This window comes from Haladaptatus sp. T7, assembly GCF_026008575.1.
Classification (GTDB): domain Archaea; phylum Halobacteriota; class Halobacteria; order Halobacteriales; family Haladaptataceae; genus Haladaptatus; species Haladaptatus paucihalophilus.
Map to the genome: position 1 here is coordinate 1,034,762 of NZ_BROP01000001.1, position 26,158 is coordinate 1,060,919.

The 26,158-nt window shown below is 61.9% G+C and carries 28 protein-coding genes; 11 read left to right on the top strand and 17 right to left on the bottom strand.

Going from position 1 to position 26,158, the window contains the following annotated elements:
* Positions 1–89 precede the first annotated feature (89 nt).
* Positions 90–755, bottom strand: a complete 666-nt coding sequence (locus OPC11_RS05675; RefSeq protein WP_264781279.1) for an MBL fold metallo-hydrolase — start codon at positions 753–755, stop codon at positions 90–92.
* Between the two features lie 81 nt (positions 756–836).
* Here OPC11_RS05675 and OPC11_RS05680 point away from each other — a divergent pair, with 81 nt between their 5' ends.
* From OPC11_RS05680 to OPC11_RS05690, 3 genes are all read left to right on the top strand, one after another.
* Entirely contained in the window at positions 837–1,016 is a 180-nt protein-coding gene (locus OPC11_RS05680) for a DUF5786 family protein (RefSeq protein ID WP_007976574.1), read from the top strand.
* Between the two features lies 1 nt (position 1,017).
* Positions 1,018–1,581 carry a DUF99 family protein gene (locus OPC11_RS05685; protein ID WP_264781280.1) on the top strand — a complete coding sequence of 188 codons (564 nt, stop codon included), beginning with the start codon at positions 1,018–1,020 and terminating at the stop codon, positions 1,579–1,581.
* A gap of 130 nt (positions 1,582–1,711) precedes the next feature.
* Complete coding sequence (locus OPC11_RS05690) at positions 1,712–2,299, top strand: uracil-DNA glycosylase (protein WP_264781281.1); 588 nt, start codon at positions 1,712–1,714, stop codon at positions 2,297–2,299.
* 132 nt (positions 2,300–2,431) lie between these two features.
* Here the strand turns inward: OPC11_RS05690 and OPC11_RS05695 are convergent, their stop codons facing one another.
* The 7 genes from OPC11_RS05695 to OPC11_RS05725 all read right to left on the bottom strand — a co-directional run bounded on the left by OPC11_RS05695 (position 2,432) and on the right by OPC11_RS05725 (position 11,105).
* A complete protein-coding gene (locus tag OPC11_RS05695; RefSeq protein WP_264781282.1) occupies positions 2,432–3,799 on the bottom strand; it encodes a hypothetical protein in 1,368 nt (455 codons plus the stop codon).
* 473 nt (positions 3,800–4,272) lie between these two features.
* Positions 4,273–4,713 carry a universal stress protein gene (locus tag OPC11_RS05700; protein WP_007976566.1) on the bottom strand — a complete coding sequence of 147 codons (441 nt, stop codon included), beginning with the start codon at positions 4,711–4,713 and terminating at the stop codon, positions 4,273–4,275.
* A 71-nt stretch (positions 4,714–4,784) separates the two neighbouring features.
* Positions 4,785–6,059 carry an inorganic phosphate transporter gene (locus OPC11_RS05705; RefSeq protein WP_264781283.1) on the bottom strand — a complete coding sequence of 425 codons (1,275 nt, stop codon included), beginning with the start codon at positions 6,057–6,059 and terminating at the stop codon, positions 4,785–4,787.
* 53 nt (positions 6,060–6,112) lie between these two features.
* Complete coding sequence (locus OPC11_RS05710; RefSeq protein ID WP_264781284.1) at positions 6,113–8,275, bottom strand: PQQ-binding-like beta-propeller repeat protein; 2,163 nt, start codon at positions 8,273–8,275, stop codon at positions 6,113–6,115.
* Positions 8,276–8,329: 54 nt separating this feature from the next.
* Positions 8,330–9,340, bottom strand: coding sequence for a phosphate/phosphonate ABC transporter permease (locus OPC11_RS05715; protein ID WP_264781285.1), 1,011 nt, complete (start codon positions 9,338–9,340; stop codon positions 8,330–8,332).
* A gap of 1 nt (position 9,341) precedes the next feature.
* Positions 9,342–10,094, bottom strand: a complete 753-nt coding sequence (phnC, locus tag OPC11_RS05720; RefSeq protein WP_264781286.1) for a phosphonate ABC transporter ATP-binding protein — start codon at positions 10,092–10,094, stop codon at positions 9,342–9,344.
* A gap of 72 nt (positions 10,095–10,166) precedes the next feature.
* Entirely contained in the window at positions 10,167–11,105 is a 939-nt protein-coding gene (locus OPC11_RS05725) for a phosphate/phosphite/phosphonate ABC transporter substrate-binding protein (RefSeq protein ID WP_264781287.1), read from the bottom strand.
* A gap of 147 nt (positions 11,106–11,252) precedes the next feature.
* Here OPC11_RS05725 and hisH point away from each other — a divergent pair, with 147 nt between their 5' ends.
* On the top strand, positions 11,253–11,912 hold the full coding sequence (hisH, locus tag OPC11_RS05730; RefSeq protein ID WP_264781288.1) for an imidazole glycerol phosphate synthase subunit HisH: 660 nt from the start codon (positions 11,253–11,255) through the stop codon (positions 11,910–11,912).
* A 6-nt stretch (positions 11,913–11,918) separates the two neighbouring features.
* Here hisH and OPC11_RS05735 read toward each other — a convergent pair whose 3' ends face one another.
* Entirely contained in the window at positions 11,919–12,263 is a 345-nt protein-coding gene (locus OPC11_RS05735) for a hypothetical protein (RefSeq protein ID WP_026177792.1), read from the bottom strand.
* 171 nt (positions 12,264–12,434) lie between these two features.
* On the opposite strand from OPC11_RS05735, the gene OPC11_RS05740 reads away from it, so the two are divergent.
* The 3 genes from OPC11_RS05740 to OPC11_RS05750 are packed head-to-tail and all read left to right on the top strand — an operon-like array spanning position 12,435 to position 15,669.
* The gene (locus tag OPC11_RS05740; RefSeq protein WP_007976554.1) at positions 12,435–13,541 is read left to right on the top strand and encodes a tRNA (guanine(26)-N(2))-dimethyltransferase; all 1,107 of its coding nucleotides are present in this window, start codon (positions 12,435–12,437) and stop codon (positions 13,539–13,541) included.
* Positions 13,542–13,594: 53 nt separating this feature from the next.
* Entirely contained in the window at positions 13,595–14,821 is a 1,227-nt protein-coding gene (locus OPC11_RS05745) for a YihY/virulence factor BrkB family protein (protein ID WP_264781289.1), read from the top strand.
* Positions 14,822–14,823: 2 nt separating this feature from the next.
* The gene (locus OPC11_RS05750) at positions 14,824–15,669 is read left to right on the top strand and encodes a phosphatase PAP2 family protein (protein ID WP_264781290.1); all 846 of its coding nucleotides are present in this window, start codon (positions 14,824–14,826) and stop codon (positions 15,667–15,669) included.
* Here OPC11_RS05750 and glnA read toward each other — a convergent pair.
* A complete protein-coding gene (gene glnA, locus OPC11_RS05755; RefSeq protein ID WP_264781291.1) occupies positions 15,666–17,036 on the bottom strand; it encodes a type I glutamate--ammonia ligase in 1,371 nt (456 codons plus the stop codon). The two genes, OPC11_RS05750 and glnA, sit on opposite strands and share 4 nt — an antisense overlap.
* Positions 17,037–17,160: 124 nt before the next feature.
* Here glnA and lrp point away from each other — a divergent pair, with 124 nt between their 5' ends.
* From lrp to OPC11_RS05770, 3 genes are all read left to right on the top strand, one after another.
* Positions 17,161–17,619, top strand: coding sequence for an HTH-type transcriptional regulator Lrp (gene lrp, locus OPC11_RS05760; protein ID WP_007976550.1), 459 nt, complete (start codon positions 17,161–17,163; stop codon positions 17,617–17,619).
* A 41-nt stretch (positions 17,620–17,660) separates the two neighbouring features.
* Positions 17,661–18,317: a helix-turn-helix domain-containing protein gene (locus OPC11_RS05765; protein WP_264781292.1), complete on the top strand. Its 657-nt coding sequence runs from the start codon at positions 17,661–17,663 to the stop codon at positions 18,315–18,317.
* Between the two features lie 124 nt (positions 18,318–18,441).
* Positions 18,442–18,771 carry a helix-turn-helix domain-containing protein gene (locus OPC11_RS05770; RefSeq protein WP_264781293.1) on the top strand — a complete coding sequence of 110 codons (330 nt, stop codon included), beginning with the start codon at positions 18,442–18,444 and terminating at the stop codon, positions 18,769–18,771.
* Between the two features lie 230 nt (positions 18,772–19,001).
* Here the strand turns inward: OPC11_RS05770 and thsA are convergent, their stop codons facing one another.
* The 5 genes from thsA to eif1A form a co-directional block, all read right to left on the bottom strand.
* Positions 19,002–20,678 carry a thermosome subunit alpha gene (gene thsA, locus OPC11_RS05775; RefSeq protein ID WP_264781330.1) on the bottom strand — a complete coding sequence of 559 codons (1,677 nt, stop codon included), beginning with the start codon at positions 20,676–20,678 and terminating at the stop codon, positions 19,002–19,004.
* Between the two features lie 142 nt (positions 20,679–20,820).
* The gene (locus tag OPC11_RS05780; RefSeq protein WP_007976543.1) at positions 20,821–21,369 is read right to left on the bottom strand and encodes a KH domain-containing protein; all 549 of its coding nucleotides are present in this window, start codon (positions 21,367–21,369) and stop codon (positions 20,821–20,823) included.
* A 300-nt stretch (positions 21,370–21,669) separates the two neighbouring features.
* A complete protein-coding gene (rio1, locus tag OPC11_RS05785; RefSeq protein WP_007976541.1) occupies positions 21,670–22,536 on the bottom strand; it encodes a serine/threonine-protein kinase Rio1 in 867 nt (288 codons plus the stop codon).
* A gap of 46 nt (positions 22,537–22,582) precedes the next feature.
* Entirely contained in the window at positions 22,583–23,242 is a 660-nt protein-coding gene (locus OPC11_RS05790; RefSeq protein WP_264781294.1) for a nitroreductase family protein, read from the bottom strand.
* A 141-nt stretch (positions 23,243–23,383) separates the two neighbouring features.
* On the bottom strand, positions 23,384–23,668 hold the full coding sequence (gene eif1A, locus OPC11_RS05795) for a translation initiation factor eIF-1A (RefSeq protein WP_007976539.1): 285 nt from the start codon (positions 23,666–23,668) through the stop codon (positions 23,384–23,386).
* Positions 23,669–23,836: 168 nt separating this feature from the next.
* On the opposite strand from eif1A, the gene OPC11_RS05800 reads away from it, so the two are divergent.
* Positions 23,837–24,037 carry a hypothetical protein gene (locus OPC11_RS05800; protein ID WP_007976538.1) on the top strand — a complete coding sequence of 67 codons (201 nt, stop codon included), beginning with the start codon at positions 23,837–23,839 and terminating at the stop codon, positions 24,035–24,037.
* A gap of 281 nt (positions 24,038–24,318) precedes the next feature.
* Here OPC11_RS05800 and OPC11_RS05805 read toward each other — a convergent pair whose 3' ends face one another.
* Both OPC11_RS05805 and OPC11_RS05810 read right to left on the bottom strand, forming a co-directional pair.
* A complete protein-coding gene (locus OPC11_RS05805; protein ID WP_264781295.1) occupies positions 24,319–24,999 on the bottom strand; it encodes an MBL fold metallo-hydrolase in 681 nt (226 codons plus the stop codon).
* A gap of 105 nt (positions 25,000–25,104) precedes the next feature.
* Positions 25,105–26,082 (bottom strand): tyrosine--tRNA ligase, encoded by a 978-nt coding sequence (locus OPC11_RS05810; RefSeq protein WP_264781296.1) that lies wholly within the window; start codon positions 26,080–26,082, stop codon positions 25,105–25,107.
* Positions 26,083–26,158: the final 76 nt, after the last annotated feature.

Sequence of the window (26,158 nt, forward strand, 5' to 3'; positions counted from 1 at the left end):
GAGAGGCACGACCGGGGAGAAAAGCGTGTTCGATACGTGCCATCATACGACACGTTGCGTCTCCTATCCGGCGACACGGAGCGTCTCGCTCACTCGGGATACTTCGGTTCGCGTTTCTCCGCCCGCTCCAGTGCGGTTTCGATGACGTCGCGCACGTCGCCAGAACGGTGCTGCCGTTCCGACTGGCTCCCGGAAGCGTGGTTCTCGGGACCGTCCCCGTGGAACTCGTCGCCGTGTCCGGCGTACATGTGTTCGACCGAATCCGGCATGCGGTCGAGGAGGTCGCGGATGCTCTCGATGAGTTCCTCGCGGGACTGCCCCGGCATGTCGGTTCGTCCGAAACTGCCGTCGTCGAACGCGCCGTCGTCGTGGACCACGACGTCGCCGCTGAAGATGGTCGAATCGCTGACGAACGCGAGGTGGTCGTCCGCGTGGCCGGGCGTGTGCACGGCCTCGAACTCCTCGTCGCCGATACGAACCGTATCGCCGTCGGAGAGGGGCGTATCGCGGCGAGGGTGCGGGGCGTAGGCGGCGAGTTCCGCGTCGAATTCGTCCAACACGGCGTCGAGTTGTTCGACGTGGTCGCCGTGCTGGTGAGTGAGGACGACCGCATCAAGCGTGTCGGTGTGTTCGCGAATGACGTCCACGACGCCATCCATCGCCCCGGCGTCGACGAGGACGGTGCGCTCGCCGAGCACGAGATACGCGTTGCAGGTGAACGTCTCGGCGTCGGCGGTGACGGTGACGACTTGCATATCGGGTCGTTTTGCCCCATCTACCAAAATTCTGATGGGCGGCGAGCGTTTTTAGTGCTCGAAGTGCATACTAACTATCGTATGGGCTTCGGGAGCTACGACGAATCAGAACAAGAAAATCGGGAGTATAGCGCGGACTTGGACGACGACAGCGGTGTCGAAACGTCGGAGCACGACCACGAAGGCAGCGTAGATTTCGAGATTGGGGCATCGAACGACGAGCTGTTGGACCGACTCAGCGAAATCAAAGACGAAGAGTAGCGTGAAGTCGGGTGTTCGAGCGCTCGGTGTCGCGGAATCTTACCGCCGCGACACCAGCACGCTCGCTGGCGTGGTCACCCGCGCGAGCAGGGTGACGGACGGTTTTGTTTTTGGAGACTGTACGGTCGGCGGAACGGACGTGACCGACGGGATTATCGACCTCGTGGAGCGACTGAACCGCGAAGACGTACGCTACGTCCTCGTCGGCGGCATCGCCCTCGCGTGGTACAACGTGGTGGACATGCACCGCCTTCACGAAGCGACCGACCGACCGGTCATCGCCGTCACCTTCGAGAAGAGCGACGGCCTGCTCGAATCGCTCGAAGCCGAGTTCTCCGGCGATGCGCTCGACCGGCGGCGCGAACGCTATCGGGGGCAACCGCCGCGGCGCGAACTCTCGGTCAACGACCAGACGGTCTTCGTCCGACAGGTCGGCCTTCCAGAGGGAGAGGCCCGCGATGTCGTCCGGGCGTTTACGCCCGAGGGCGGCCGACCCGAACCGCTCCGCGTCGCGCGGTTGGCCGCCCGCGCCGCGGACGAGTGGCGCGGTGGAACGGACCGCTGAAGAGCAGTGCGGCGGAACGGACCGCTCGGGCGAGCGGTCATACAAGGTCGGAGCCGTCGTCGATTCTCTCCGTTCGATTGTCGCGGCGTAGGCCGAGGATACTTAATACGTCCCACCCGTTCGGGCGACCATGGGTACGATGGAGGGACTGGACGTCACCGACTGTACGCGCTGTCCGGCACTAGTCGAGTGCCGAAGTCAAATCGTCAACGGCGTCGGTCCGGAGGACGCGGACGTGTTATTCATCGGGGAAGCACCGGGCGCGCGGGAAGACGAACAGGGCGAACCGTTCGTCGGTCGGAGCGGGTCGGTGCTGGACGAAAAACTCCGCGACAGGGGACTGTCGCGGGCGGACGTTCGAATCACCAACTGCGTTCGCTGTCGCCCGCCGGAGAACCGCGACCCGACGACGGAGGAACTCGACAACTGCCGGGAGTATCTGGAACGGGAAATCGAACTCGTGGACCCCGACGTCATCGTCACGCTCGGAAAGGTTCCGAGCCAGCACGTCCTCGACCGAGACGTGGCAGTGACGAACGAAGCCGGGTCGATAGAAGCCGTCGAACTCGGCGGGATGAAACGCGACGTGCTCGTCTGCCTGCACCCCGCCGCCACGCTCTACGACCGGAGTCAGGAGTCCACGTTCGAGAGCGCGCTCGACAAGGCGGCGACGATGGCGGGCGCGAACGGCGGCCAGTCGAACCTCGGCGATTTCTGAGCGGGCGAGACGGACGGGATTCGGCGACGCCGTGGCTACGGAGTCGGACACGAACCGCGAAAATAACGACAGAATCAACGGGGCTTTCTCTTCGTCACCGACGAGACGTTTCGAAGCCGAGTCTCGAATCGTTTAGCTCTGGCAGTTGCCCGCGTTCGATTCTGCGTACTGGACGTTCTCGTTCCGCTGGTAGTTGAGCTGTTCCGCCGTCGCGTTACCGTCGTCCATGGAGAACGCGATGGCGCTGTTCTGCTCGTTCACGTTCAGCTGTTCGATGTACTGTTCCTGTACGATTTCGCTGATGGCTTTCTGCGTGTTGACTTGGTTGTGGCCTTTGTCGTACGCGACCGCCCACGACCCGTCGCCTTTCGCATCGGTACCCTTCACCACGCCCTCGATTTGGAGGGCTCCCTCGTCCACGTTGACCGAGGTCGCCGAGGCGATTTGGGCGTTGAAGTTACCCTGATAGCTGGCCTGCGTTGCCGTCGACTCGCTACCGTTCAGCGCGACCGCCAAGGCCGCGTTCTGCACGCTGGAGTTACGCTGGCTGACGTCCTGGAACTGGTCGATTTCGGATTCGGCACCCTGCTTGTTCGCCTGCATCGACCCGTCCGACGTGCGTTTCACGTCGGAGTCCGAGTAGTCGCCCGTCATCTTGGCGGTGGACATGTACTCGCTGACGGGGGTCAGGTCGAAGTTGAGCGCCGTGGCCTTCGCTATCTGCTTGTTCCGGTTGAACTGACAGCTGATCTGCCACGCCTTGGCGGTACTGCCCTCGCCGACGGCGAGGGCGACCGCGACGCCCTGTTTGTTGTAGTTCAGCTGGTTGACTTCCTGTGACTGGTCGACGGACGAGTCGGCGCTCTGGTTATCGCCGTCGCCGACGTTCTTCGCGAGCGCCTCCGCGTCCTGCACGTTTTCGTTGAGCTGGTAGCTTCGCTGGTAGGAACGGGCGTAGCTCCCGCCTTCCGCGACCGCGACGGCGCGACTCTGACTGCTGTAGTTGACCTGATCGACCTCTTGTTCTTGGTCGATTTTGGCGTCGGCGGACTGTTCGCTCTGGTATTCGTCGTCGCTGACGACCCACCCAGAGAACTCGCTCGATTCCGTCTCGTGTGCGAAGATGATGTAGGCGTTCTTGACGTCCTTGAACGTCTGTTTCTTGTGGTCGGCCTTCGCGTTCTTCGACCACGCCTTCCCCGCCTGCACGTTCTGGTTGTTCTGGTAGGTGCGCTGGATGGCGTCTGCCTCCCCACCGTCGATGGAGATGGCGACGGCGTACTTCTGCTGGTTGACGTTCAGTTGGGAGACCTCCTGATACTGGATGACCTCGGACGACGACTCCTGTGAACTGGTCTGGAGGTCGTTTTTGTGGTCTGCCAGCCACGATTCGAGGTCGGTGGAGTCGGTGTCAACCCCGAAGATGAGGTAGACGTTATCTCCGTCCGCCTGTACGACATCGTCCGTGGCCGCGTTCGTTGCGCCCGAGAACTTGCTCACTGCTCCGGCGCCGATGCCAGTTGCCGCGATTCCCTTCAAATAGCCTCTGCGTTTAAGCTTGCCGCGATTCCGGTTGGTTCCTCGCATAGTGCAACCTGGTAAAACATCGGTTCACATTTCGTTATGAGCCGCCTGTCGCCAATACTTAGCGAGTAGGACCTAGTTATAACGGTAAAACGAACAAAAATTGTAGGGATTCGAACACGTATTCCGATGTTGTATTATCACTCATCGACGAGAACAAAATCGCGGGACGCACCCGGTTTCAACGAGTACCATCCGGCAAGAAACGTCCGAGACGGACGAGAAACCTACCACCACCGCGACCGAAACCGGTGAATCCGCGCGACAATCGTCACACTCGACGACCCACCGCTATCGGAATCAACAACCCACCGCTATCGGAATCGGCGACCCGTCTTTGCCGCACGAATCAGCAAACGGCCGGGAGAAACGGCGAACGGCCGAACGAATCAGCGGACGACCGTGACCATCATCGGCGCGCGGCGCATCACCTTGTCGGCGACCGAGCCGAGGATGATTTTCGAGATGTCGTCCTTTCCGTGAGTTCCGATGACGATGTGGTCTACGTCGTTTTCGCGGGCGTAGACGAGGATTTGGCGGGCGGGCTGGCCCATCTTGACGACGCTCTCGACCGGAACGTTCGCCTGCTCACCGAGTTCCTCGTGCAGTTCGTGCGCGTTGTCCCACTCCTCTTGATACCACTCCTGGGAATAGGCGGGCATCCCCGACTTCCCTATCGGCGACTGATACCCCGGTGAGAGCGGGTCGATATCGAACGGGTTGACGATGGTGATGAGCGTGAGTTCGACGTCCGGCATCGACGCCGCGTATTCGAACGCCTCCACCGATTTCGGCGAACCATCCAACGGAACGAGAACGTGTTCCCCCATGGCACGTTGGACGGGCGAACGCCAGTAAAACAGTTTTCTCTGTCGTTGACAGCTGTTCCCGGGGAACGAACTCACCCGACGTTCAGGATGAACTCGAAGATGAGAAACGACCCGACCGCCGAAAGGGTCGGCGAGAGGACCCAGAGGAGGACGATTCGGCTCGTCGCCGCCGGGTCGAACAGGTTTTCCGCGGTCAGTTCCTCGATGCTCTCCTCGCCGATGGGCGGCACCTCTCCGGCTTCACCGCCGTCGCCGACCGTGCCCGAGTCGGGAACGTCGCCGTCCGCCACGTCGCCGATGGTCGGGCCGGGCGGCACCTCTGATTCGCTGGTCTCCGCTATCAACGCACCCGAGGAGAGTTCCGCGGTGGGGGTCTGTTCGCCCTGCAGCGCGGTGTCCGCCACCTCCGCGACCGTCACCGCGCGACTGGCGCGACCCCACCCGAGTCCGATGATACACGACGTGGTGCTGACCGCGAGACTCGCCGGAATTCCGAGCCGCGAGAGAATCGTGATGATGGTCGCGCCGATGAGCGAGACGATGAGCGCGGCCAGAATCGGCAGGTCTGTGATGCCGTCGCTGACGGTGTCGAGGGTCCGGCGAGCGATGGTAAAGCCGCCGAGCCCGATTGCTCCGATGGCCAAGAGGATTCCTTGGCTGGCGGTTATCGACCCGTTTCCGATGAGCGGAGCGACCGCGTTGGCCGCGTTCGACGCACCCGCGCTGAACCCCATGTAACAGGCGATGATGAGCACCGATGCCGCGCCGCCCGCTTCTCGTTTGCCGACGTTACCGCCGAGTTTCGGTCGGGGAATCGACCCCGAACGGTCCACCGTCAGCAATCCGTCCTCGATTCGTGAGAACGAGAATCGGGCGTCCAGATGCGGGTAGAGGTACCGACCGACGACCAACCCGACGAAGAAGGCCGAAAGCGGCGCGACGATCCACGCCGAGACGATGGTGAACATCAACGATTCGTTGAGCGTGTTCGACGCCAACCCCAAGCCGACGATTGCGCCCACCGCCGTCATCGAGGTGGAGGCGGGCACGCCGAACAGGTTCGAGATGAGCAGCGCGAACCCGGCGAAAAAGAGGACGACGATGCTCGTCACCAGCGTGAACTGGCTCGCCGGGACGATACCGTTGCTCATGGTCTCGATGACGTTTCGACCGACCGTCCACCCGCCCAAGAGGGCAAAACCGGTGAATAGCGCCGCCGCTCCGACTTTCCCGATGATTCGGCTGCCGACCGCGGGACCGAAGGCGACCCCCGTCGAGGACCCCCCGATGTTGTAGCCGACGAACACGGCGACGAACAATCCGACTATCAGTAATGCGGTGACCACTCTCTTCCCCCACTCGTACAACGGTGGCAAACTATTTCGTTCTTGCTCGCACCTCAAGCGCGAAACGCCGCCCAGCGAAGCATGTCGTCGAACGCGACGACCGACTCGAACCGGTCGTCCGGGTCGTCCGCCATCGCTTTCGATATCACCTCGTACAGTTCCGGTGAGACGGAATCCGAGCGAAGCGATTCGTACTCGTTCGGGTCCGCTCGGGCGAGGAGAAGTTTCCGATACTCCGGGTCGAGCATGCGCAGCGACCCCCCGTCGGGGTCCTCGCCGGTCAGAACGAAGGCCGCAATCGCGCCGAGGCGGTACACGTCGGTTCGCTCGTCACCCGCCTCGCCCGCGACCTGCTCCGGCGCGTCGTAGGGCGACCGGTCGCGGAACTCGGCCAGCGCGGCGGCCAGTTCCCAATCGGCCACGGCAACGTCGTCGCCGTCGAGGAGAATCGACTTCGGAGTCAGACCGCCGTGAATCACGCCGTCAGAGTGTGCGTCGTGGACCACCGTGTTCGCGTCCGAGAGAGCGTCGAGTCGCTCCTCGACTGGCCGGTGGGAATCGGCGAGCGACCCGTCCGCGTAGTAGGGCAGTTCGATGCTGTCGCCGTCGGTTTCGAGGACGGGAACGACGCCGGTTCGGTCGCTCATCTCGGCCCAGCGTTCGGTCGCCGAGCGGAACGTCCCCGCGACTTGCGGGTCCGTCAGGTGTCGCTCCACGACGACTTCCGGGCCGTCGTCGGTGCGTTTCCTGACGCGATACGTCTCGGTGAGCGCGTCCGAAGAGAGGCGGTCCAACCGACCGTAGTCGAGCGTCGGTTCGGTGGCGTCCGCCGTGACCGCCCCGTCGTCATCGTTCCACCGTCGGTACGCCGCGAACGCCGTGGTCCCGACGAGGATACCCGAGAGCGCCATCCCCGGACCGGACGTGAGGAATTCACCCGTTCCGTCGATGGCCGTGGAGAGAAGCGAATGATGGCGGTCGAACGCGAACAGCGTACCGCGGGTCCCGAAGAGGATAACATCGTCCGCGAGTATGGTGTTGATGGCACGGTTCTCACCCGTGAACGACCACCGTAACGAGCCGTCGTCGGTCGAGAGGACGTACAGCGTCCGCTCGAAGGAGACGTACACGGACCCGTCGCTGACGTTGAGGGTGGTGAAACTGTACTCCTCCGTGGACTCCATGTCGAACGTCCACCGCTCCGTCCCGTCGGTCGTTATCGCGGAGACGGTCCCCTCCCTGTCCACGCCGAACACCGCTCCGTCGGCGACGACCGGTTCGGCGCGAGTGCGTCCGACGTCGTCGTACTGCCACTGGACCGCCCCGTCTTCCACGTCGATGGCCTTGAGGTCCGGTCCCCACGAGTAGAGCACGCCGTCTTTCTCGACGGGTTGTCCCAGACTCTCGACGGACCAGTCCCGGGACCCGTCGTCGACGTCGAACGCGTAGATGGAACCGTCTTCGATGGCGTACAGGTGGGTATCGGTGACCGACCGCACGTAGAGGGTCGTGAGGTCGGTTTCGACGTTCTGCCAGCGTTTCGTCCCGTCCGGCGCGAACGCGTAGATGGCGTCGTTGAAACTGGCGTAGAGGGTGTCGTTGGCGAACTGGAAACTGACGGCGCGCATATCGTTCTGTGTGGCTTGGTAACTCCACACTTGCTTTCCGGATTCGGCGTCCAACGCGAGGATAAACCGGTCGTCGGAGGAGAGGCGATACACGTTCCCGCCGCCCACTGCCGTCTGCGTCGAGGACGTGTCGGTCGATTTGCGCCACCGTTCGTCGCCGGTTTTCAAATCGAGCGCGACGAACGCCCCTTCCGAGTCGGTGTCGTTCCGCACGTTCCGAACGTAGAAGTACATCGAACCGTCGTCGATGACCGGGAAGGAGATACCGGGGAACTCCTTCGTCCACCGCTCGGTCCCGTCGGATTCGTCCAACCCGCGAAACTGGTACGTGGTCGATTCGGTCGAATCGGAGATGACGATGACCACGGCGATTCCGTCGGCGACGGTAATGGGATACGCGGCTTCGTACCGGGAGTCGGAGTCCTCCGGCGATTCGGGGACCGTCCACGCCGGTTTCGGCGCGTCGTCCGAGAACGCCGTCGTTCCGGTCGTCGTGGTCGTCGCACCGCCGACGCCGACCGCCGCGCCGAGCGTTCCCGTCGTCGTCAAGAATCCACGTCTGGAAAGCGAGGAGGGCGAGGGATTCATACTCGAAGCCACTGCGTGGAGTTATTTATAGTTGGAGATACGGAACGAGTGAGATTAATCTTTGTTGCCGGAACCGAGCCAGCGACCCGTGTCTCCGAGACCTCGTATCGTCTCGAAGAATCCCGAGCGTTCGTGTTCGCCCGGCCGGAGGCGGGCACGAATGCGCGAGGAGAGGAGTTCGACGGTCACGACGATGACGACGACCGTAACGAGTCCCGCCGCCGCACGGGCGTACGAGGCGGAACTCACGGTCTGCAGGCGGAGGTTGATGTACATCCCCAACCCGCCGGCACCGACGACACCGAGGCTGACGGCGATTCGGGTGTTGATTTCGAGGACGTAGAGCGTCCACGCGATGAACGAGTTCGACACTTGACTGAGCATGCCGAAGATGACAACCTGTGGGCGCTTCGCGCCGGTCGATCGAATCGCTTCTATCGGCCCGTTATCGATCTCTTCGAGTTCGTCGGTGAACAGTCGTCCGAGGTTGCCAATGGTATCGGTTGCGATGGCGAGCACTGCGCCATACGGATTAATGCCTGTCAGCGGGATGTAGATGAGCACCCAAACCAACGCCGGAACCGCGCGGATGGTACTCATCGCCCCGCGGAAGATGAAGTTGAACGGGAACGGGGTCACGCGTTCGGAGCCGAGGATACCGAAGACGAGCGCGAGTGGAAACCCGATCACGGTACCACAGAAGCCGACGAGGATCGTCACGAACGCCGCCGAAACCAGTACGGAGCCGCTCGAAACGGACGCGTTGGCGATGGTGCTAACGAAATACTGTGGATGTGTGAAACTGACCCAGATCGCGCGAAGGCCGCCGATATCGTGCTGGTGAGTGTAGCTCGTGAAATCGACGAAGTTGGGTTTGAGGAACGCCCCGATGAAGTTGATCCACGTTCCGAACTGGCGAACGAGGTCCGCCAGCAGGAAGCCGAGATAGGTCATCCCCAAGCCGGTTATCAGAAGGACCGCGAGAATTCCCAAGCCGCCGGATATTCGCCGGATGCGCTGTTCGTGCTCGATTCGCTGTTTGATTTCGGTGATGTCCGTAGCCATGTTATGCGATGTTGTTGATGGCCGAATTCTCCGGTGATTCGCCGTAATAGATCCGGTCGACGTCTTCCATCGTCAGGTCGTCTTTTCCACCGTCGAACACCACGTTCCCGTCCCTGAGCCCGATGAACCGCTCGCCGAACTCGCGGGCGATGTTGACCTGGTGGAGGCTCACGATGGACGTGAGATTTCGTTCCGCCGCCGCACGCTTCATGTAGTGCATCACGTCTTGGGCGGCTTTCGGGTCGAGACTCGCGACCGGTTCGTCGGCGAGCAGGAGTTGCGGGTCCTGTGTGAGGGCGCGAGCGATGCCGACGCGCTGCTGCTGGCCACCGCTCATGCTGTCCGCTCGTTGATTCGCTTCTTCGAGCAACCCGACGGTTTCGAGCGACCGCAACGCCATTTCCTTGTCCTTCTCGTCGTACCGTGTGAAGACGCTATCGACCGTGTCAGTCCGGTTGAGTGCTCCGGTGAGAGCGTTTCGGTACGCGCTCATGCTTTCGACGAGGTAGTGCATTTGGAACACCATCGCCACGTCGCTACGGGTACCCGAAACCCGGTCGTCGCCGATCCGAATCTCCCCCTCCGTCGGCTGTTCGAGGCCGTTCAGAAGACGAAGCAACGTCGATTTCCCCGCCCCAGACGGACCGAGAAGGATGACGAACTCCCCGTCGGGGATCTCGAACGAAACGTCGTCGAGTGCCACCGTTTCGCCACCGTAAACCTTGGTGATGTCCGATACCGTCAATGATGCCATGTGATTATTTGAACTAAGTCCTAAAAGCTAATAGTTTATTATCTACTGTCGTTGATCCATCTTTTGAGGAGGTTAGTTCTTGAAGATATCTTCGCCGTATCCGAGTTTGTTGGCCACTTCGACGACGGGTTGGTACGTCGAGGCGTCGGCTTTCTTCACGCCATCAAACCAGATGTCGTCGTCGGTGTCCTGTTTGCCGTCCGCTCCGTAGTACATCTCGTCTGGCGCTTTGGTGAAGGCCTTCGTGATTTTTTCCTTCTCGTCGTCCGAGAGTTTCGGGGAAACCATAATCGGCGCACGCGGGATTTCGGAGCGAATATCGAGTTCCTTGACGCCCTTGACGTAATCGTCCGCGTCGTAGTCCCAGACGATGAATCGACCGACACCGGCGGCGTCGGCTTGACCGCTTTTCAGCGCGTTGTACGCTTTGTCGTGGGTGGACCATTTTGGGGTGAAGTCGGCACCCTTCGGGTCGCCCGGTGACTCCGGAATCGAGAGCCCCGCCTGTTTCAGCATGTGCAGTGGGTAGAGCGACCCGCTGGCACTCAGGGGGTCGGCGAACGCGACGGTTTTTCCCTTGAGTTCCTTCAGCGACGAGATGTCCGAATCCTCGCGCGTGATAATCACACTGTAGTACGTCCACGTTCCGTAGGCGTGGCGCTGAAGAATGATGTCCGCACGGTCATTTTTGACGCCCAGTGCGGCGGCGAACGGACCGCTTTCCGCAACGTCCGCCGTCCCGCTATCGAGCGCGGTAAGCGTCGCGCTGTAGTCGCTCGCGTACTTCATGTTCACGGTGTTAACAGCGTCGATGTAGTTGTTCAGACGCTTTTTGATGGGCGTGTACTGTGCCATCATCTGTTCCTGTGGCTCGGTCGGAGACATCAGGAACTTGATTTTACCGTCCTTGTAGGCTTGCTTTCCGAAGGTTCCGATACACCCGGCCATGCCCGAAAGGCCGACGAGTCCTGCCGTACTCGCGGATTTGATGAACGTGCGTCGATTTACCATCTGAATACATGTTATTCGTTCTGTACTTGTAGGTTAAATCTTCCTATTCAAACCTTTTGGCCCAACGGTGTGATACATAGTCACGATTAGAGATCAAATTTCGCGCAAACGCGAAACAGTTTGTAGGTTGAGTTGGTAGATGGCGGTATGGAAGGGAACACGCACGCGAAGCAACGGGCCGCGTCGGTCGTCGTGGTCGATTACGGCCTCGGCAACCTCCGGAGCGCGGTCAAGGGTCTCGAACGCGCGGGAGCGGACGTCGAGGTGTCCGACGACCCGGCGACGTTCGACGCGGCCGACGGCATCGTTCTGCCGGGTGTCGGCGCGTTCCGTGAGGGTGTGGAAAACGCCGGACCGTACCGCGAAGCGCTCGTCGATGCCGCCGAAAGCGGGACGCCGGTGTTCGGCATCTGTCTCGGGATGCAGATGCTGTTGACGACGAGCGAGGAGGCCGAGCACGCCGGGGAGGGCGACGTTACCGGACTCGACCTCATTCCGGGGACGAACGTCAGGTTCGACGGGGACCAGAAGGTGCCACAGATGGGCTGGAACGAACTCTCCGTCCAGCGCGACCACCCGCTGGTCGATGGCGTGGACGGGGAGTACGCCTACTTCGTCCACTCCTACTACGCCGTCCCCGAGGACGACGACGCCGTGGTGGCGACGACGGACTACGGCACGGACTTTCCGAGCGTCATCGCCGACGAGTCGGGGACCGTCTTCGGCACGCAGTTCCACCCCGAGAAGAGCGGCGACACGGGGCTTCGAATCCTCGAGAACTTCGTGAACATCTGTCTCGATAGCTAAAGCGGATTACAGGAACTCGCGTACGTCGGAGTACCACATGTCGTGGTGGTCCATCGCGTCGATGTGTCGGGCGATTTTGGCGGCGAGGACGTGCCAGCACAGGTCGGTCGGGTCGGCGGGGTCGAGATTGTACTCGCTATCACGGCAGGTGCACCCCTCCTCCACGATGTACTCGTCCTCGAACCCGACGACGACCACGAAATCCCGGTACTCCTTGACGCGCCGTTCGGAAACGGCTTCGATGGCCTGTTTTCCCCTGTCGTCGTGCGTCGAGAGAATTCTTCCCACGATGTCGGGCGTGAGCGACCCCGCGTCGGCCAGTTCGGTTTCCCACTCCTCGACGCGGTTCACGGTATCCACTCCCCGGGAGAATGCGACCGACAGACGGAGTTCGAAACCGAGGGCACGGGCCATCGGTTCGGACGGACGAAATAAACCCGTTCCGATAGCGAGGAGGCGGTCGGACCGCCGACGCGACGGCAACCCGTATCCCTTTTCGGGACGGAACGCCGACGAGCACGCATGAACGTCCGCGAAGGAGGAATCGAGGTGGAAGTTCCCGAGCAGGAGGGGGACGCCATCATCGACGACGTGTTTTTCAATCCGGTGCAGGAGTTGAACCGCGACCTGACGGTGGCCGTCCTACGAACGTACCGCGACCGCGAACCGCGGGCGGAGTACTACCTCGACGCCATGGCGGCCTCGGGGATTCGCGGCGTCCGCGCCGCCGCGAACGACTGGAACGTGACCTGTGCCGACATCGACCCGGACGCCATCGAACTCTGCCGGGAGAACTTCGAGCGCAACGACCTGCCGGGGGAGGTCGTCCACCGGAACGCCAACGCGCTCATGCACGAGGAGGTGTTCGACGTGGTGGACATCGACCCGTTCGGGACGCCTATTCCCTTCGCCGACGCCGCCTTCGCCAACACGCGCGATTTGGTTTGCGTGACGGCGACCGACACCGCGCCGCTCTGTGGCGCGCACTTCCACAGCGGCGTCCGGAAGTACAGTGCGGTGCCGCGCAACACGGACTATCACGCCGAGATGGGGGTTCGAATCCTCCTCTCCGCGCTCGCCCGCACCGCCGCCCGCTACGACAAGGGCGTCACGCCGCTCCTGACGCACGCGACGAGCCACTACGTCCGAACGTACCTCGAACTCGACGAAGGGGCGACGACGGCCAACGGAGCCATCGACGAACTCGGCCACCTCTATCACTGCGAGGACTGTCTCCACCGGGACCACGAGTACGGACTCATCGCCGACCCGCCCGAAACCTGCCCGGCGTGCGAGGGAAACCGCGTTCTCACCGCCGGTCCGGTGTGGCTCGGCCCGACCCACGACGCCGACTTCGTGGACGCGGTGCGCGAGAACGTGACCGAGGAGATGGGAACCGCGAAGAAGGCGAACAAACTTCTAACGCAACTCTCGGGCGAACTCCACCGACCGACCCACTACGACCAACACCGGCTTTGCAAGGAGTGGACGCGTTCGGCCTCGGGGATGGACGAGTTCCTGGAGCGCCTCCGGGATGCGGGCTACGACGCCTCGCGCACCCACTACGGCGGGACGACGTTCAAGACGCCCGCCAGCGTCGCCGAGATTCGGGCGGCGACGCGACCGTAGCACGGGGTCGATAGTAGCCAACGCTTTTGGTCGATTTCGTGGAAGTACCCGTCGTGACTATCGGAACGACGGCACGCGAAACCATCGACTACGCGCGCGAACAGGAGATAACGTTTCTCGCGGCGGGAATCGCGTACTACGCGTTCGTCTCCATCCTCCCGGCGCTGCTGTTGGCGCTCGCCATCGCGTCGTTCGTCGGCGGCGACGCGTTCGCCAACACCGTCGTCGGGACGGTTCAGAGTCTGCTCTCGCCGAAGGCGAAGAGCATCGTGCAGGATTCGCTCTCCAGCGCGTCCGGACGCCGGAGCGCGACCGTCGTCGGGTCGCTCGTCCTCGTCTGGAGCACGTTGCGGGTGTTCCGCGGATTGGACGAGGCGTTCTCCCGGGTCTACGACGTGAACGTCAGCGAACCGTTCATCGACACGATGACCGACGCCGCCGTCGTACTGGCGGTCATCGCGCTCGGCGTCGCCGGGGTCGCGGTGGTCAACATCCTCCTGCCGTCGCTCTCGTGGGTTCCCTTCAGGCGGACCATCGTCTCCGTCGCGCTCCTGTTCGGGCTGATTCCGGTCTTCTTACCCCTGTACTACTTCTTTCCCGACACGGACGTGACCGTTCGGGAGGCCCTTCCGGGGACGCTGTTCGCCACGCTCGGGTGGACCGCCCTCCAAGCGATATTCGGCGTCTACGTCGATTCGACGGCCCAGTTTTCCGCCTACGGCGTCCTCGGCGGGGCGCTGTTGGTGGTCACGTGGCTCTACCTCGGCGGCATCGTCCTGCTGTTCGGGGCGGTCATCAACGCCGTTCTCGCGGGACGGCACTTCAGGAAAACTAAAGGCGTGGCAGGCACCACAGAAAGACAGCAGGGAGTCAAAGGAGAGGACATGACCGACGATACAGAGCAGTCCGCACCGGACATCCTCGAACTCCACGGCAACGTAGAGCGGCTACAGTCCGAGTTCGAGGAGTTCGAGCACGACGTCGATGAGCGCACGGTTCAGAAATCCGAGCTGGAGTCGGAGCTGAAGGGGTACGTCCGCAGACGGATGCGTCGCGGACACGCACGCGGGTGGGGTCCGTATCTCGTCCTCCTCTACGGGACGGTGATGACGCTCGGCGCGTTCCGATGGCTCGACGGTGGATGGGCCATCGGCGCGATGATAATCGTCTGGCTTTCCACGCTGGGGCTGTACACCCTCATGGTGCTCGTCGGGTTCGGCGTGAGCGCCGCCGGGGTACCGGGACGCGTCGGCGGTCGGATCAAGGACTGGCGCTCGTAGCCATGAGTCGGGGTTGGGGCGTCGTTCAATTCCTCCACAGGGCGTTGCCACACTGGGTACAGGAGGCGTTCTCCGTCGTCACGCAACTCGGAGACGCGTGGCTGTTCTTCCTCCTCGGCGCGCTCCTCTACTGGTACAGCGACGACCGCGACGCGTTCGGGTTCCTCCTCGGCGCGACGCTTGGGGCACTCTCGCTGACGCTCGCGCTGAAGGGATTCTTCGCGCTGGCACGACCCCCGGATTCGGTCCGTTTCGTCGAGGCGACGGGGTACGGCTTCCCGAGCGGTCACGCTATCGGTTCGACGGTGTTCTGGTTCCTCCTCGCGCTGTCGCTCGACCGCTGGAGCCGAGGGAAGCGGTTCGCGGCCGCGGGTGCCATGGTCGCCGTCGTCTGCCTCTCGCGGCTCGTCCTCGGCGTCCACTTCGCGGTCGATGTCGTCGCCGGGGTCGCAGTCGGAGTGGCCTACCTCGCCATCGTGGTCTGGGGGCTGAATCGACGACCGCGGGCGGCGTTCGCCCTCGCGGTCCTCTGTGCGTTCGCGGCGTTCGCCGTCGCGGTGGTGTTGTCGCCCGTCGAAACGGCCCTCGCGGAGACCGGCCTCGTCGATGCCGTCACCGCGCTCGGCGGAACCGTCGGCGCGTTCGTGACGTGGGAGCTGGTCGGTCCGCCGGACGGGACGGTCGGCGGCTGGTCGAGCGTGGTCGGACTGCTCGTCTTCGGTGGGTTGTCGGTAATCGGACTGAAGGCGTCGCTACCGCTCGTCGTCGTCTTCGCCATCAATGCGGTCGTTCAGGGTGGAATCCTCGCGTATCCGAAAATAATAGGTCGAAAGAGAATTGACGCTTAGAACTTCTCCAAGTACTTCTCCTTCTCCCAGTTGGAGACGAAGACGCGGTAGTCGGCGTAGTCCGCGCGCTTGGCTTCGATGAACTTCTCGACCACGTGCTCGCCGAGGCCTTCCCTGATAACGTCGTCCTCTTCGAGCGCGTCGACCGCTTCGTCGAGGGAACCGGGGAGCGTCGTGATACCGTATTCCTCGCGCTTCTCGTCGGTGAACTCGTAGATGTCCTCGCGGACGGGTTTGCCGGGGTCGGCGTCGTTCTCGATGCCTTCGAGCCCGGCCGAGATGACGGCGGCGAGCGAGAGGTAGGGGTTACACGACGGGTCGGGGCTACGGATTTCGAAGCGCGAACTCGCACCTGCGGCGTCGGGGACGCGGATGAGCGCCGAGCGGTTGGTGTCGCTCCACGCGACGTAGACGGGCGCTTCGTAGCCGGGAACGAGGCGCTTGTAGGAGTTGACGGTCGGGTTCGTGACCGCGGTGAACGCCTCGGCGTGGTTCAGGATGCCGCCCATGAACTGATAGGCCGTCTCGGAGAGGTTGAACTCGTCGTCGGGGTCGTCGAACGCGTTACCGTCCTCGTCGAAGAGGCTGATGTGGCTGTGCATACCCGAGCCGTTGATCTCGCTGATCGGCTTGGGCATGAACGTCGCGTGGATGTCGTTCTGCTCGGCGACCGCACGGACGACGGCGCGGAAGGTGGCGATGTTGTCCGCCGCCGCGAGCGCGTCCTCGTACTTGAAGTTGATCTCGTGCTGACCGTCCGCGACTTCGTGGTGGCTGGCCTCGATTTCGAAGCCCATCTCCTCCAGCGTGAAGATGATTTCGCGGCGAACGTCGCTCGCCATGTCCTTCGGCGCGAGGTCGAAGTATCCGCCGGAGTCGTGCGGGATGGTCGTCGCGTTGCCCTCCTCGTCCTTCTCGAAGAGGAAGAACTCGGGTTCGGGTCCGATGCTGACCGTGTAGCCCATCTCCTCGGCCCGGGCGAGGACGCGTTTCAGCACTTGACGCGGACCGCCGTCGAACGGCGTTCCGTCGGTGTTCACGACGTCACAGATGAGACGTGCGCTCGCGGAGTCGCCGTTCGAGCGCCACGGGAGGACGGCGAACGTCGACGGGTCGGGTTCGAGACGCATGTCGCTTTCCTGAATGCGAACGAACCCTTCGATGGACGAGCCGTCGAACCAGATTCCCTCTTCGAAGGCCTTTTCGACCTGATGGGCAGGAATACTAACGTTCTTCACCGTCCCCGTGATGTCGGTGAACTGGAGACGGACGAAATCGACGTTTTCCGTCTCAATCGCGTCCAAAACTTCCTGTTCCTCAGCGGATAGCCCTGTATCCTCATCAGTGGCAATATTTCCGTCTGTCATCTTTATAGACACCCTACGCAAATACATCCACCATTAAAACAGTATCGGTTGGTCAACTGTGCGATTCTGGTCCAGAATTGGATATTCGTTAAATTCTAATGGGTGGAGTGAGTTGGTTGGTGTAATGACGTACGAAAATCTGGATGCGAAGCTCGTAAACGAACTACTTGGCGACGGTCGAGCGAGCCTTCGGAGCCTGGCGGAGAAACTGGACGTCTCGGTGACGACCATCTCGAATCATCTGACCCATCTCGAAGAACAGGGTGTCATTCAAGGCTACTCCCCGCGCGTCGATTACGACGCACTGGGATACGACGTGACAGCGGTCGTCCAGCTGAAAGTCGAGGGGAACGCGCTCCCGGAAGTGACCGAACGACTGCAGGACCACGACCAGATGATAAGCGTGTACGAGGTGACGGGAGATTACGACATCATCGCCATCGGAAAGTTCACCGACACGGACGGGATGAACAAACAGATCAAGAAACTGCTCATCGACCCGGACATCAAGGAGAGCAACACGAGCGTCGTGCTCAACGCCGCGAGCGAGCACGAACAGTTCAAACTCGACGAGGACGAGTAAACGACCAATACTACTTAACCCCGGGGTGAGTCGCCTCGGTCATGAGCGTCATCGCGGAGTTCACCATCAGTGCACCGGACCTCGTACTGACAGCGACGCTCGAAGCGGTCCCGGAGATGACCGTCGAACTCGAACAGCAGATGGCGAGTTCGTCGGAAACTGCGCTCCTCATCGTCTGGGCGACGGGCGGAGACTTCGACGCGTTCAACGACGCGCTTCACCACGACCCGACGATAGAGTCGCACTCTATCGTCGAGGAGTTAGACGTTCGAAAACTGTATCGACTTCGAATGAATCGGGAGGCGCTGTTCCCGGTGTACCCCGCCTACCAGGAGCTCGGTGCCGTTCCAATGGCGGGCCACGGAGCGGACGGGACGTGGACGCGGCGAGTCCGCTTCCCCGAGCGGACCGGGCTGGTCGAGTTTCAGCAGTTCTGCAACCGAAACGACATCGCATTTTCCCTCGAACGGTTGTACACGCCGGGCGACAGCGAAACGGCGTTTCAGCTCACGGAGCCACAGCGCGAAGCGCTCGTGTCGGCCCACGAGTCGGGCTACTTCGAAGTGCCACGCGACGCCACGCTCTCGGAGTTGAGTTCGACGCTGAACATCAGCAAACAGTCGGTTTCCGAGCGATTGCGGCGGGCACAATCCCGCCTCGTCGAGAACACCATTCTCGGGAAACGAAAGCAGTCATGAAATAAACTGCCTGAAATATAAGGCCAACATTCAGTTTGGTTCGCGCACATATTTCCGAGTACAAGTTTCGTGACTCGAAACACAACCGTAACGACGGATTTCCACCAATCATAGGACCTCACGGATGCCCACCTTAGACAACATCGACACGCCCGCACCGTCCGTCATCTTCTCCACACTGGCGAGTTCGCGCCGACGACTCGTGCTTCGGCAACTTATCGAACACGGACCATCGCTCACCGTACCGACCCTCGCCGAGCGGATCTCCGACCAACAGTCGGATACCGACCAGCGGCGCGTGTTCGCCCAACTTCACCACAGCCACCTCCCGAAACTCGAAGATTCGGGGATAGTACGTATCGAGGGCGACTGCGTTACGCTCGAAGAACATGCGGATGCCATCGAACCATACCTGCTGCTGGCAGAGCGGTACGACTCGATGCACGAAAAATAACGGTTAAAACGGGCGTTTCTCTCGAAGACGGTTCGTCGGTCGGAGTGGGTACGGGGGCCGTCTCACGGGCACAGCCCGTTCGACATTCGAAGTTTCTTCGAAACCTCGCTTACATAGTCTCTGTCAGGCAGAGCCTGACGGGCTATGTAAAATCGGTCAACGACTGATTTTACATAGCCTTGGCCGAGGCAACCTCGGCCGTGCAATGAAATATTTCCTTTCGTCGAAATTTACATTGCGCCGCCCATGCCACCCATTCCGCCCATGCCGCCCATGCCGCCCATGCCGCCGGGGGCACCGCCGGGCGCGCCGCCTTCGTCATCGTCGTCGCCGACCTTGCCGCCGGAGAGGTCACCGGCCGCGATAACGTCGTCGATGCGAAGGAGCATGACGGCCGCTTCCGTTGCGCTCTCGACCGCTTGAGTCTTCACACGGAGCGGCTCGACGACGCCGTCGTCTTTCATGTCCACGATGTCGCCGGTGTACGCGTCGAGTCCGGCGCTCTCCTCGCCGCCGTCGTGTTTGCTGCGGAGGTCCACGAGCGAGTCGATGGGGTCGAGTCCAGCGTTCTCCGCGAGGGTGCGCGGGATGACTTCGAGCGTGTCCGCGAAGGCTTCGACGGCCAACTGTTCGCGGCCTCCCACGCTGTCGGCGTAGTCGCGCAGGGCGAGTGCGAGTTCCGTCTCGGGGGCACCGCCGCCGGGGAGCACTTTGCCGTCTTCGAGCGTGACGCGAACGACACCGAGGCTGTCCTCGATTGCGCGCTCGACCTCATCGACGACGTGTTCCGTGCCGCCGCGGAGGATGAGGCTGACGGATTTCGCCTCTTCGACTTCCTCGACGAAGATGCGCTGGTCGCCGCCGACGTCCTTCTGTGCGACGCTTCCGGCGAAGCCGAGGTCGTCTTCCGTGATGTCGTCGACGCTGTTGACGAGGGTCGCGCCGGTCGCGCGAGCCAGTTTCTGCATGTCGCTGGATTTCGCGCGGCGGACGGCGAGGATGCCTTCCTGCGCGAGGAAGTGCTGGGCCATGTCGTCGATACCGCCGTCCACGAAGACGACATCGGCGCCGACATCGACCAAGGAGTCCACCATGTCACGAAGCTGTTTTTCCTCTTGGTCGAGGAACTGCTGGAGTTGGTCGGGGTCGGTGACGTTGACTTCCGCGTCGATCTCCGTCTCCGCGATTTCGAGCGCGCCGTCGACGAGGGCCACGTCGGCGTCCTCGGCGAAGTACGGCATGTTGTCGTGGACGCGCTCCTTGTCGATGATGACGCCGTCGACGAGTTCGGAGTTGTCGATGGTGCCACCGACGACCTTCTCGACTTTGATGTTGTCCGTATCGACGCCATCCTCGTCGGCGACGCTCTGCACGGCGTTAACGACGAGGTTGGCGAGGTGGTCCTTGGCGTTTTCCGCGCCCTTGCCGGTCATCGCCGTCGAGGCGATCTTTTCGAGGTATTCGGTATCGTCCGCGTCGACCTCGATGGCGTTGTCTTCGAGGACTTCCTTCGCCTTCTCGGCGGCCTGTCGATACCCCTGTGCGAGGGTCGTGGCGTGGATGTCCTGTTCGAGGAGGTCCTCTGCCTTCTGAAGGAGTTCACCCGCGACGACGACGGCGCTGGTCGTTCCGTCGCCAACTTCGTCCTCCTGCGTCTGGGCGACTTCGACGATCATGTTCGCCGCCGGGTGCTCGATGTCCATCTCCTTGAGGATGGTTACGCCGTCGTTCGTGACGACGACGTCGCCCATCGAATCGACGAGCATCTTGTCCATCCCTTTCGGGCCGAGTGTGGTACGTACGGCCTCTGCGACCGCCTTTCCGGCGGTGATGTTCATCGATTGTGCGTCCCGTCCGGAGGTTCGCTGGCTGTCCTCGGAAAGAACGATAAGCGGCTGGTTGCCCATTGGCTGTGACATAGTCATCACGTTCGTTGATTGCGATTCTATATAAATCTTTTCTTGGCGCAGTGAGAACGTGCCACACAGGACTCTCGCGGACGAGTGGCACAAAGTGACACAGAGCGTTTATATGTGAAAAAGAAGGTCGTTATCCGCTGAACTGGTGGTATTCCATTCCTTGTCGCTTCATCTCGTTGCGTTTGCGTTCGAGGAAGGAGTACACCGACCCGTGTGGCGCACCGTCGAGGAGCATCTCGGCGGCGCTTCGGACGGCCTCGACCTGTTGTGGCTGGCCGATGATACCGAGCGTCGTGCCGTAGATAACCACGTTCGCGCCCGTCAGTTCCTCCATCAACTGCCGCGTTCTGCCGTTCTCGCCGATGAGACGGCCCTTCTGGCGCTGGAGGTCGTTCTTGTTCCGTGCGGCGGCTTCGATATCCAGGAGGTCGAACAGCATCAGGTCGTCGTCGAGGAGGACGAGGGCCTCTTCGGGTGAGAACCCGCGGCCGATCGCCTTGACGATTTCCGGCGCTTTCAAACCACGAACGGGGTCGCCAGTCTGCTCGACGCGAACGGACCCGTCGTCCGAGTCGATATCGAGACGCACCTCTGCACGGCTTTCGATTTCGCGCATCGTCTCACCACCCTGCCCGATGAGAACACCAATCCTGTCCTGCGGAATCGTCACGTGCTTCATACGAAATCCTATCACATGAGGCCGTTTAAGCCCTTCCCTACCACCTTTTGTCGCGGTCGGGAACAGAGAGCGGGCGCGATTCACGCCCGCTCTCTGTCTACCTCTCTGACAAAAGGTGGACCAAAAGCCTGCGTCATCCCCGCCGGCGCGTCAAAGACGCGCCGTTAGGGATTCCTTGGCCCGGAAAATCGAAAATTTCCCGGCGGAAAACGGGGACGATGGAGGTCGTGTCACCGGCCGTTTCGAATGGTTGTATCGCCTGCCGTCAACAGTCGTATCGCTACGATATTTCGCCGAAAATCAGCGTTCCGACTCGGCGTTCTCCCGAATCCACGCTTCGAGTTCGTCGCCGTGGATGTCGATTCCTTCCCGGCGGAAGAACGAGGCGACGTTCACACAGTCCCGGGTAAGGAACTCGCCGCTGTTCGGGTGGTGGAACGTGACGGCTTGCCCCACGTCGATGATGCAGAGTTCGCCGTTGCTGACGAGGATGTTGTACTCCGAGAGGTCGCCGTGAACGAGGCCCGCATCGAACAGTCGCCGCATGTACTCCCGAACGACTTCGAAGGCGGTCCGTGGGTTTTCGAGTCGCGCGTCCGCGAGCGTCGGCGCGCGACGGCCGTCGTTGCCCATGAACTCCATCACGAGCACGTTCCGCTGGACAGCGATGGGTTCCGGGACGCGAACGCCCGCCTTCCGGGCGCGTTCGAGGTTGGCGAACTCCTTTCTAACCCACGCGAGGACGATTCGCTTTTTGTCCCCACCGAGTTCTTCGAACCGCGGGTCGCCGACGAGGTACTCCCGCATGTCGCGGAAGTTGCTGGCGCTGATACGATAGATTTTGACCGCGACCTCCTCGTGTTCGTCGTCGTCGCCCAGTGCGCTGTAGACGGTGGCTTCCTTGCCCGAGGAAATCGGCCCGCCGAACGCTTGGACGTAGCCGTCCTGAACGAGTTTGTACAGCGCGGCTAGCGTGGCGTCATCGAAGACGGACTGCTCGACTTTGAACTGCTCGGAGTCCTTGATACGTTCTCTGAACTGGTTGAACTCGCGGTCACGCCGCCGTGCGATGCGGTCCGCTTCGGTGTCGGAGACGTCTATCTCCTCCCACTCGTCGCCGGGGGCGTCCGCGTTGTCCGGGTCGAGCAATCCGTACTCCTCGTTCATCTACTTCCGACTATGTGGAGGAACCGTAAAAGGGTGGCCCGTTCGGTTAGTAGGATTCGCGGTGCAGAATTTCGTCCACGGACCGACGCGGGAGTCGGTCCGGTTCCTCGCCGCCGCTCGGGCCGACCGCGAGCAACATCACGGGAATCTCGTCGTCGGGCAGGCCAAGGAACTCCGCGATTCCTTCCTGGTCGAATCCTATCATCGGCGTCGCGGTCAGGCCGCGTGCGTGCGCGGAGAGCATGAGGTTCTCCGCGGCGAGGCTGGCGTTCCGAATCGCGTAATCCCGACCCATTCCGTCGTCGTCGTACATCTCGGCCGTCTGTGCCTTCGTCTGCTGGGCGGTTTCCTCATCCATGCGGCCCGCGTCGACCCAATCCTCGAACACGCGGTCCGCCGTCTTGGCGTTCGTGTGGCCGACGACGAGGATGGCCGTCCCCGCATCACGGATGTGTTCCTGGCCGTAGGCGAGTTCTACGACTTCGTCCAGTCGTTCCTCATCCTGCACGGCGACGAACTCCCACGGTTGGAGGTTGTACGAGGAGGGCGCGATCGCCGCGTCCTCGATGAGCGCTTCGAGTGTCTCGTCGGAGATGTCCTCCTCCGGGTCGAAATTGTGACCCGAGCGGCGGGTTTGCAGTCCTTCGATGAGTTCGGGAAACTCCGCGTCGTGTGCGACGTCTTCGGCAGCGAGCTGTTCGGACATACGCGACCGAAGGGACTGGGTAGTTAACCGCACCACGGAAACGGCCGTGATTTCCGATTGGAGTGTGGTAGCAGACGACGCTGAAAACCGCTACAGCAATCGCTCTCGGTGCACTGTCCGACTAAAACGCTCGCCGCCGAATCAGTTGATGTGACCTTCGCGTCGAAGTTGGTCCGCCTGTTGCTTGTCGTAGCGCCACGTGATGTCGGCCTTCTCGTCCTGCCAGTCCCACGGTTCGACGAGTACGATGTCGTCCTCCCGAATCCAGACGCGCTTTTGCATCTTTCCGGGGATTCGAGCGGTTCGTTCCTTGCCATCGGCACAGCGCACTTTCACCCGGTTGGCACCGAGCATGTTTGTGACTGTGGCGAATACCTCGTCGTCGTCCGGCATTCGGAGGTTGTTCCGTCCACTGCTGTCACTCATGTCTCGTCCCCACGTTCGTGTGGTATACCTTTAAATCCGCCGTCCGTGGCTTCGGTCGCACGTGCCGAACACGAACCCCGAGCGGTGGGGGTACGTCGTGGAGGCGGCGCTGTAACGCTCGTCTCGCCAACTGTCGGTTTTAAGGCAGTGGCAGACGCAATCCGGCCTATGTTCGACAAACTCGGTGCGAAAGGTATCGCGGGGTTATTGGTCCTCCTCGCCGGAATCAGCGTCATCGCTATCAAGAGCGTCATTATCGCCGCCGGAATAGGCCTCGTTGTCATCGGCTTCGTTCTAGCCGCCTGGGGGCTCGTTTCGGGGATGCTCTCCAGTTTCGGCATGGGCGGAATGATGGGCGGATTCGAATAGTCGGACGCCATCGGTTCTCGCTGGGTCAGTGAATCGTCCACGGATTTCGTCGAGAGAGCTGGTTTCGTGGGGTGTCTCTCTTCTCGAACGGTGAGGTCACGTCGGAGAAGCCAGAGAGTGGTCCGAAACGTACCCTCGATAAACTGATTTTGACGCTATCAAATCACCATCGTGACAATAATCGGGACGGGAGTCACAGGTCGGAGGACCGTGTGGAGGGGAGTCGATAACGTCGAGCGTTTCACTCGGTCGAATCCCGAGAGAAGTAATCGAGGGCTCGGTTATCCGACGATACTCGACAACAGGTCGTGGCCACCTTCGAGCGGGGGACCGTGCCCCGGACACGCGTATCGAAACCCCTCGGTTCGGTCGCAGAGCGACTCGATGCTGTCCGTGACTCGCCCGGTGTCGTAACTAGAAATCCGACCCGACGGGCGGAGGCGGTCCCCTAACCCGTACGCGAGGTCGCCGAGAAACGCGGCGGAGGGGTCCTCGTGAAGGTAGACCACGTGACCGGGCGTGTGTCCCGGCGTATGATAGACTCGAAAGTCACCGACCGCATCCCCGTCTTCGACGGAACGGATGTGAAGGTCCGGAAGCGTAAGCCGTCGGTAGTACAATCGGTGGAGTGCCTCGATTCCGTGGCGGGCGGTCCACGGCGGAAGTCGATTCCCGGCGACGTACGGTGCTTCCAGCCGATGGACGTACACCGGCGCATCCAACTCGGGAGTCAGTCTGGAGAGCGTCCCGACGTGGTCGGCGTCGTAGTGAGTCAACAGCACCCGGTCGATATCCCCCGGACCGATATCGGCGTCGCGGAGGCCGTCCCGTACCGTCGCTTCGTCGCCGGGCCAACCGGCATCCACGAGCGTAATCGCGCCGTCGTCGATGATGTACGCGTTCGGTTTGTCCCGTGTCCGACAGTCGATGTGGCGAAGGCCGTCCGGTAGGGATGCCGTCATCACACGTGACAAATTATCGAATCATAGTATAGTTTCTCGTCGAGAACTCCCGAACCGATTTCCGTTCGGCCCGTTACACGCAAAAGGATAGCAATCGAAACCGCGCTACTCGGCCTGTCGAAGCTTCTCGCGGCCGGGTGCGATGAGTTCGTCGAGGTACGTCGCCAACGCGCTCTTCGCGTCGGCGGGGTGTAGTTCGCCGCTCTCCAAATCGTCTTCGAGCGACTCGTAGTCGTCGTATTCGAGGTTGCCGCCGTACTTGTCGGGACGCTCGACGACGACGTTCTCGAAGCGGGGGAAGACGTGGTACTCGAAGATTTGGAGAACGGGATTTTCGAGGTCCCCGTCGGGGTCGCGGGTCGGCGGGCAGAACGCGCCGTTGACCTTCTCCTCGATGTCCTCGGTCGAATCCTCCATCGAGATGGTGACGCCCTTGCTGGAAGACATCTTGCCCTCGCCCGAGGAGAGTTCGGCGATGAGCGGCGTGTGCAGGCAAGTCGGCGACTCGTAGCCGATGCTCGGGAGCGTGTCGCGGGCGAGCATGTGGACCTTGCGCTGTTCCATGCCGCCGATGGCGAGGTCCAAATCGAGGTACTCGATGTCGAGCGACTGCATGAGGGGGTAAACCGCCTGTGAGACCTTCGTGGACTCGCCGCTCTGAATCTCCGACATCGCCCTGCTCGCGCGGTTGAGCGTCGTCTCCAGTTCGAGCGCGTGGAGGTCGAGCACGTAGTCGTCGTCCATCTGGAACCCGGAGCCGAACCGGAACTCGGTGTTCTCCTCGTCCAGCCCGTAGGCGATGAACTGCTCTTTCATCCGTTCCGCCGTCTCCCGAATCTCCTCGAAGGAGCCCTTGTCGTTCAGGTAGGCGTGCACGTCGGCGAGCAGGATGACGACTTCGAAGCCCGCTTCCTGCAAGTCGATGAGTTTGTTCGCGGTGAGCATGTGCCCGATGTGGAGCACGCCGGAGGGTTCGTAGCCGACGTAGGCGCGCTTGCCCTCGGGGTCCTCCGCGAGTTCGCGCACTTCCGCTTCGGTTACCAACTCCTCGGCGTTCCGTGAGATTAGCTCGTAGGCGTCCATGCCCGGAAAAAGAGTGTTGACCGGCTTTAGGGTTGCGTCATCGTGTTACCGGGAATCGCACGTCCCAACAGCCAAG

Excerpts from the sequence above, each read along its gene's own strand:
- OPC11_RS05675 (WP_264781279.1), bottom strand. The coding sequence starts at position 755 with ATGCAAGTCGTCACCGTCACCGCCGACGCCGAGACGTTCACCTGCAAC.
- OPC11_RS05680 (WP_007976574.1), top strand. The coding sequence starts at position 837 with ATGGGCTTCGGGAGCTACGACGAATCAGAACAAGAAAATCGGGAGTAT.
- OPC11_RS05690 (WP_264781281.1), top strand. The coding sequence starts at position 1,712 with ATGGGTACGATGGAGGGACTGGACGTCACCGACTGTACGCGCTGTCCG.
- OPC11_RS05700 (WP_007976566.1), bottom strand. The coding sequence starts at position 4,713 with ATGGGGGAACACGTTCTCGTTCCGTTGGATGGTTCGCCGAAATCGGTG.
- OPC11_RS05710 (WP_264781284.1), bottom strand. The coding sequence starts at position 8,275 with ATGAATCCCTCGCCCTCCTCGCTTTCCAGACGTGGATTCTTGACGACG.
- OPC11_RS05715 (WP_264781285.1), bottom strand. The coding sequence starts at position 9,340 with ATGGCTACGGACATCACCGAAATCAAACAGCGAATCGAGCACGAACAG.
- phnC (WP_264781286.1), bottom strand. The coding sequence starts at position 10,094 with ATGGCATCATTGACGGTATCGGACATCACCAAGGTTTACGGTGGCGAA.
- OPC11_RS05725 (WP_264781287.1), bottom strand. The coding sequence starts at position 11,105 with ATGGTAAATCGACGCACGTTCATCAAATCCGCGAGTACGGCAGGACTC.
- hisH (WP_264781288.1), top strand. The coding sequence starts at position 11,253 with ATGGAAGGGAACACGCACGCGAAGCAACGGGCCGCGTCGGTCGTCGTG.
- OPC11_RS05740 (WP_007976554.1), top strand. The coding sequence starts at position 12,435 with ATGAACGTCCGCGAAGGAGGAATCGAGGTGGAAGTTCCCGAGCAGGAG.
- OPC11_RS05750 (WP_264781290.1), top strand. The coding sequence starts at position 14,824 with ATGAGTCGGGGTTGGGGCGTCGTTCAATTCCTCCACAGGGCGTTGCCA.
- glnA (WP_264781291.1), bottom strand. The coding sequence starts at position 17,036 with ATGACAGACGGAAATATTGCCACTGATGAGGATACAGGGCTATCCGCT.
- lrp (WP_007976550.1), top strand. The coding sequence starts at position 17,161 with ATGACGTACGAAAATCTGGATGCGAAGCTCGTAAACGAACTACTTGGC.
- OPC11_RS05765 (WP_264781292.1), top strand. The coding sequence starts at position 17,661 with ATGAGCGTCATCGCGGAGTTCACCATCAGTGCACCGGACCTCGTACTG.
- OPC11_RS05770 (WP_264781293.1), top strand. The coding sequence starts at position 18,442 with ATGCCCACCTTAGACAACATCGACACGCCCGCACCGTCCGTCATCTTC.
- thsA (WP_264781330.1), bottom strand. The coding sequence starts at position 20,678 with ATGGGCAACCAGCCGCTTATCGTTCTTTCCGAGGACAGCCAGCGAACC.
- OPC11_RS05780 (WP_007976543.1), bottom strand. The coding sequence starts at position 21,369 with ATGAAGCACGTGACGATTCCGCAGGACAGGATTGGTGTTCTCATCGGG.
- rio1 (WP_007976541.1), bottom strand. The coding sequence starts at position 22,536 with ATGAACGAGGAGTACGGATTGCTCGACCCGGACAACGCGGACGCCCCC.
- OPC11_RS05790 (WP_264781294.1), bottom strand. The coding sequence starts at position 23,242 with ATGTCCGAACAGCTCGCTGCCGAAGACGTCGCACACGACGCGGAGTTT.
- eif1A (WP_007976539.1), bottom strand. The coding sequence starts at position 23,668 with ATGAGTGACAGCAGTGGACGGAACAACCTCCGAATGCCGGACGACGAC.
- OPC11_RS05800 (WP_007976538.1), top strand. The coding sequence starts at position 23,837 with ATGTTCGACAAACTCGGTGCGAAAGGTATCGCGGGGTTATTGGTCCTC.
- OPC11_RS05805 (WP_264781295.1), bottom strand. The coding sequence starts at position 24,999 with ATGACGGCATCCCTACCGGACGGCCTTCGCCACATCGACTGTCGGACA.
- OPC11_RS05810 (WP_264781296.1), bottom strand. The coding sequence starts at position 26,082 with ATGGACGCCTACGAGCTAATCTCACGGAACGCCGAGGAGTTGGTAACC.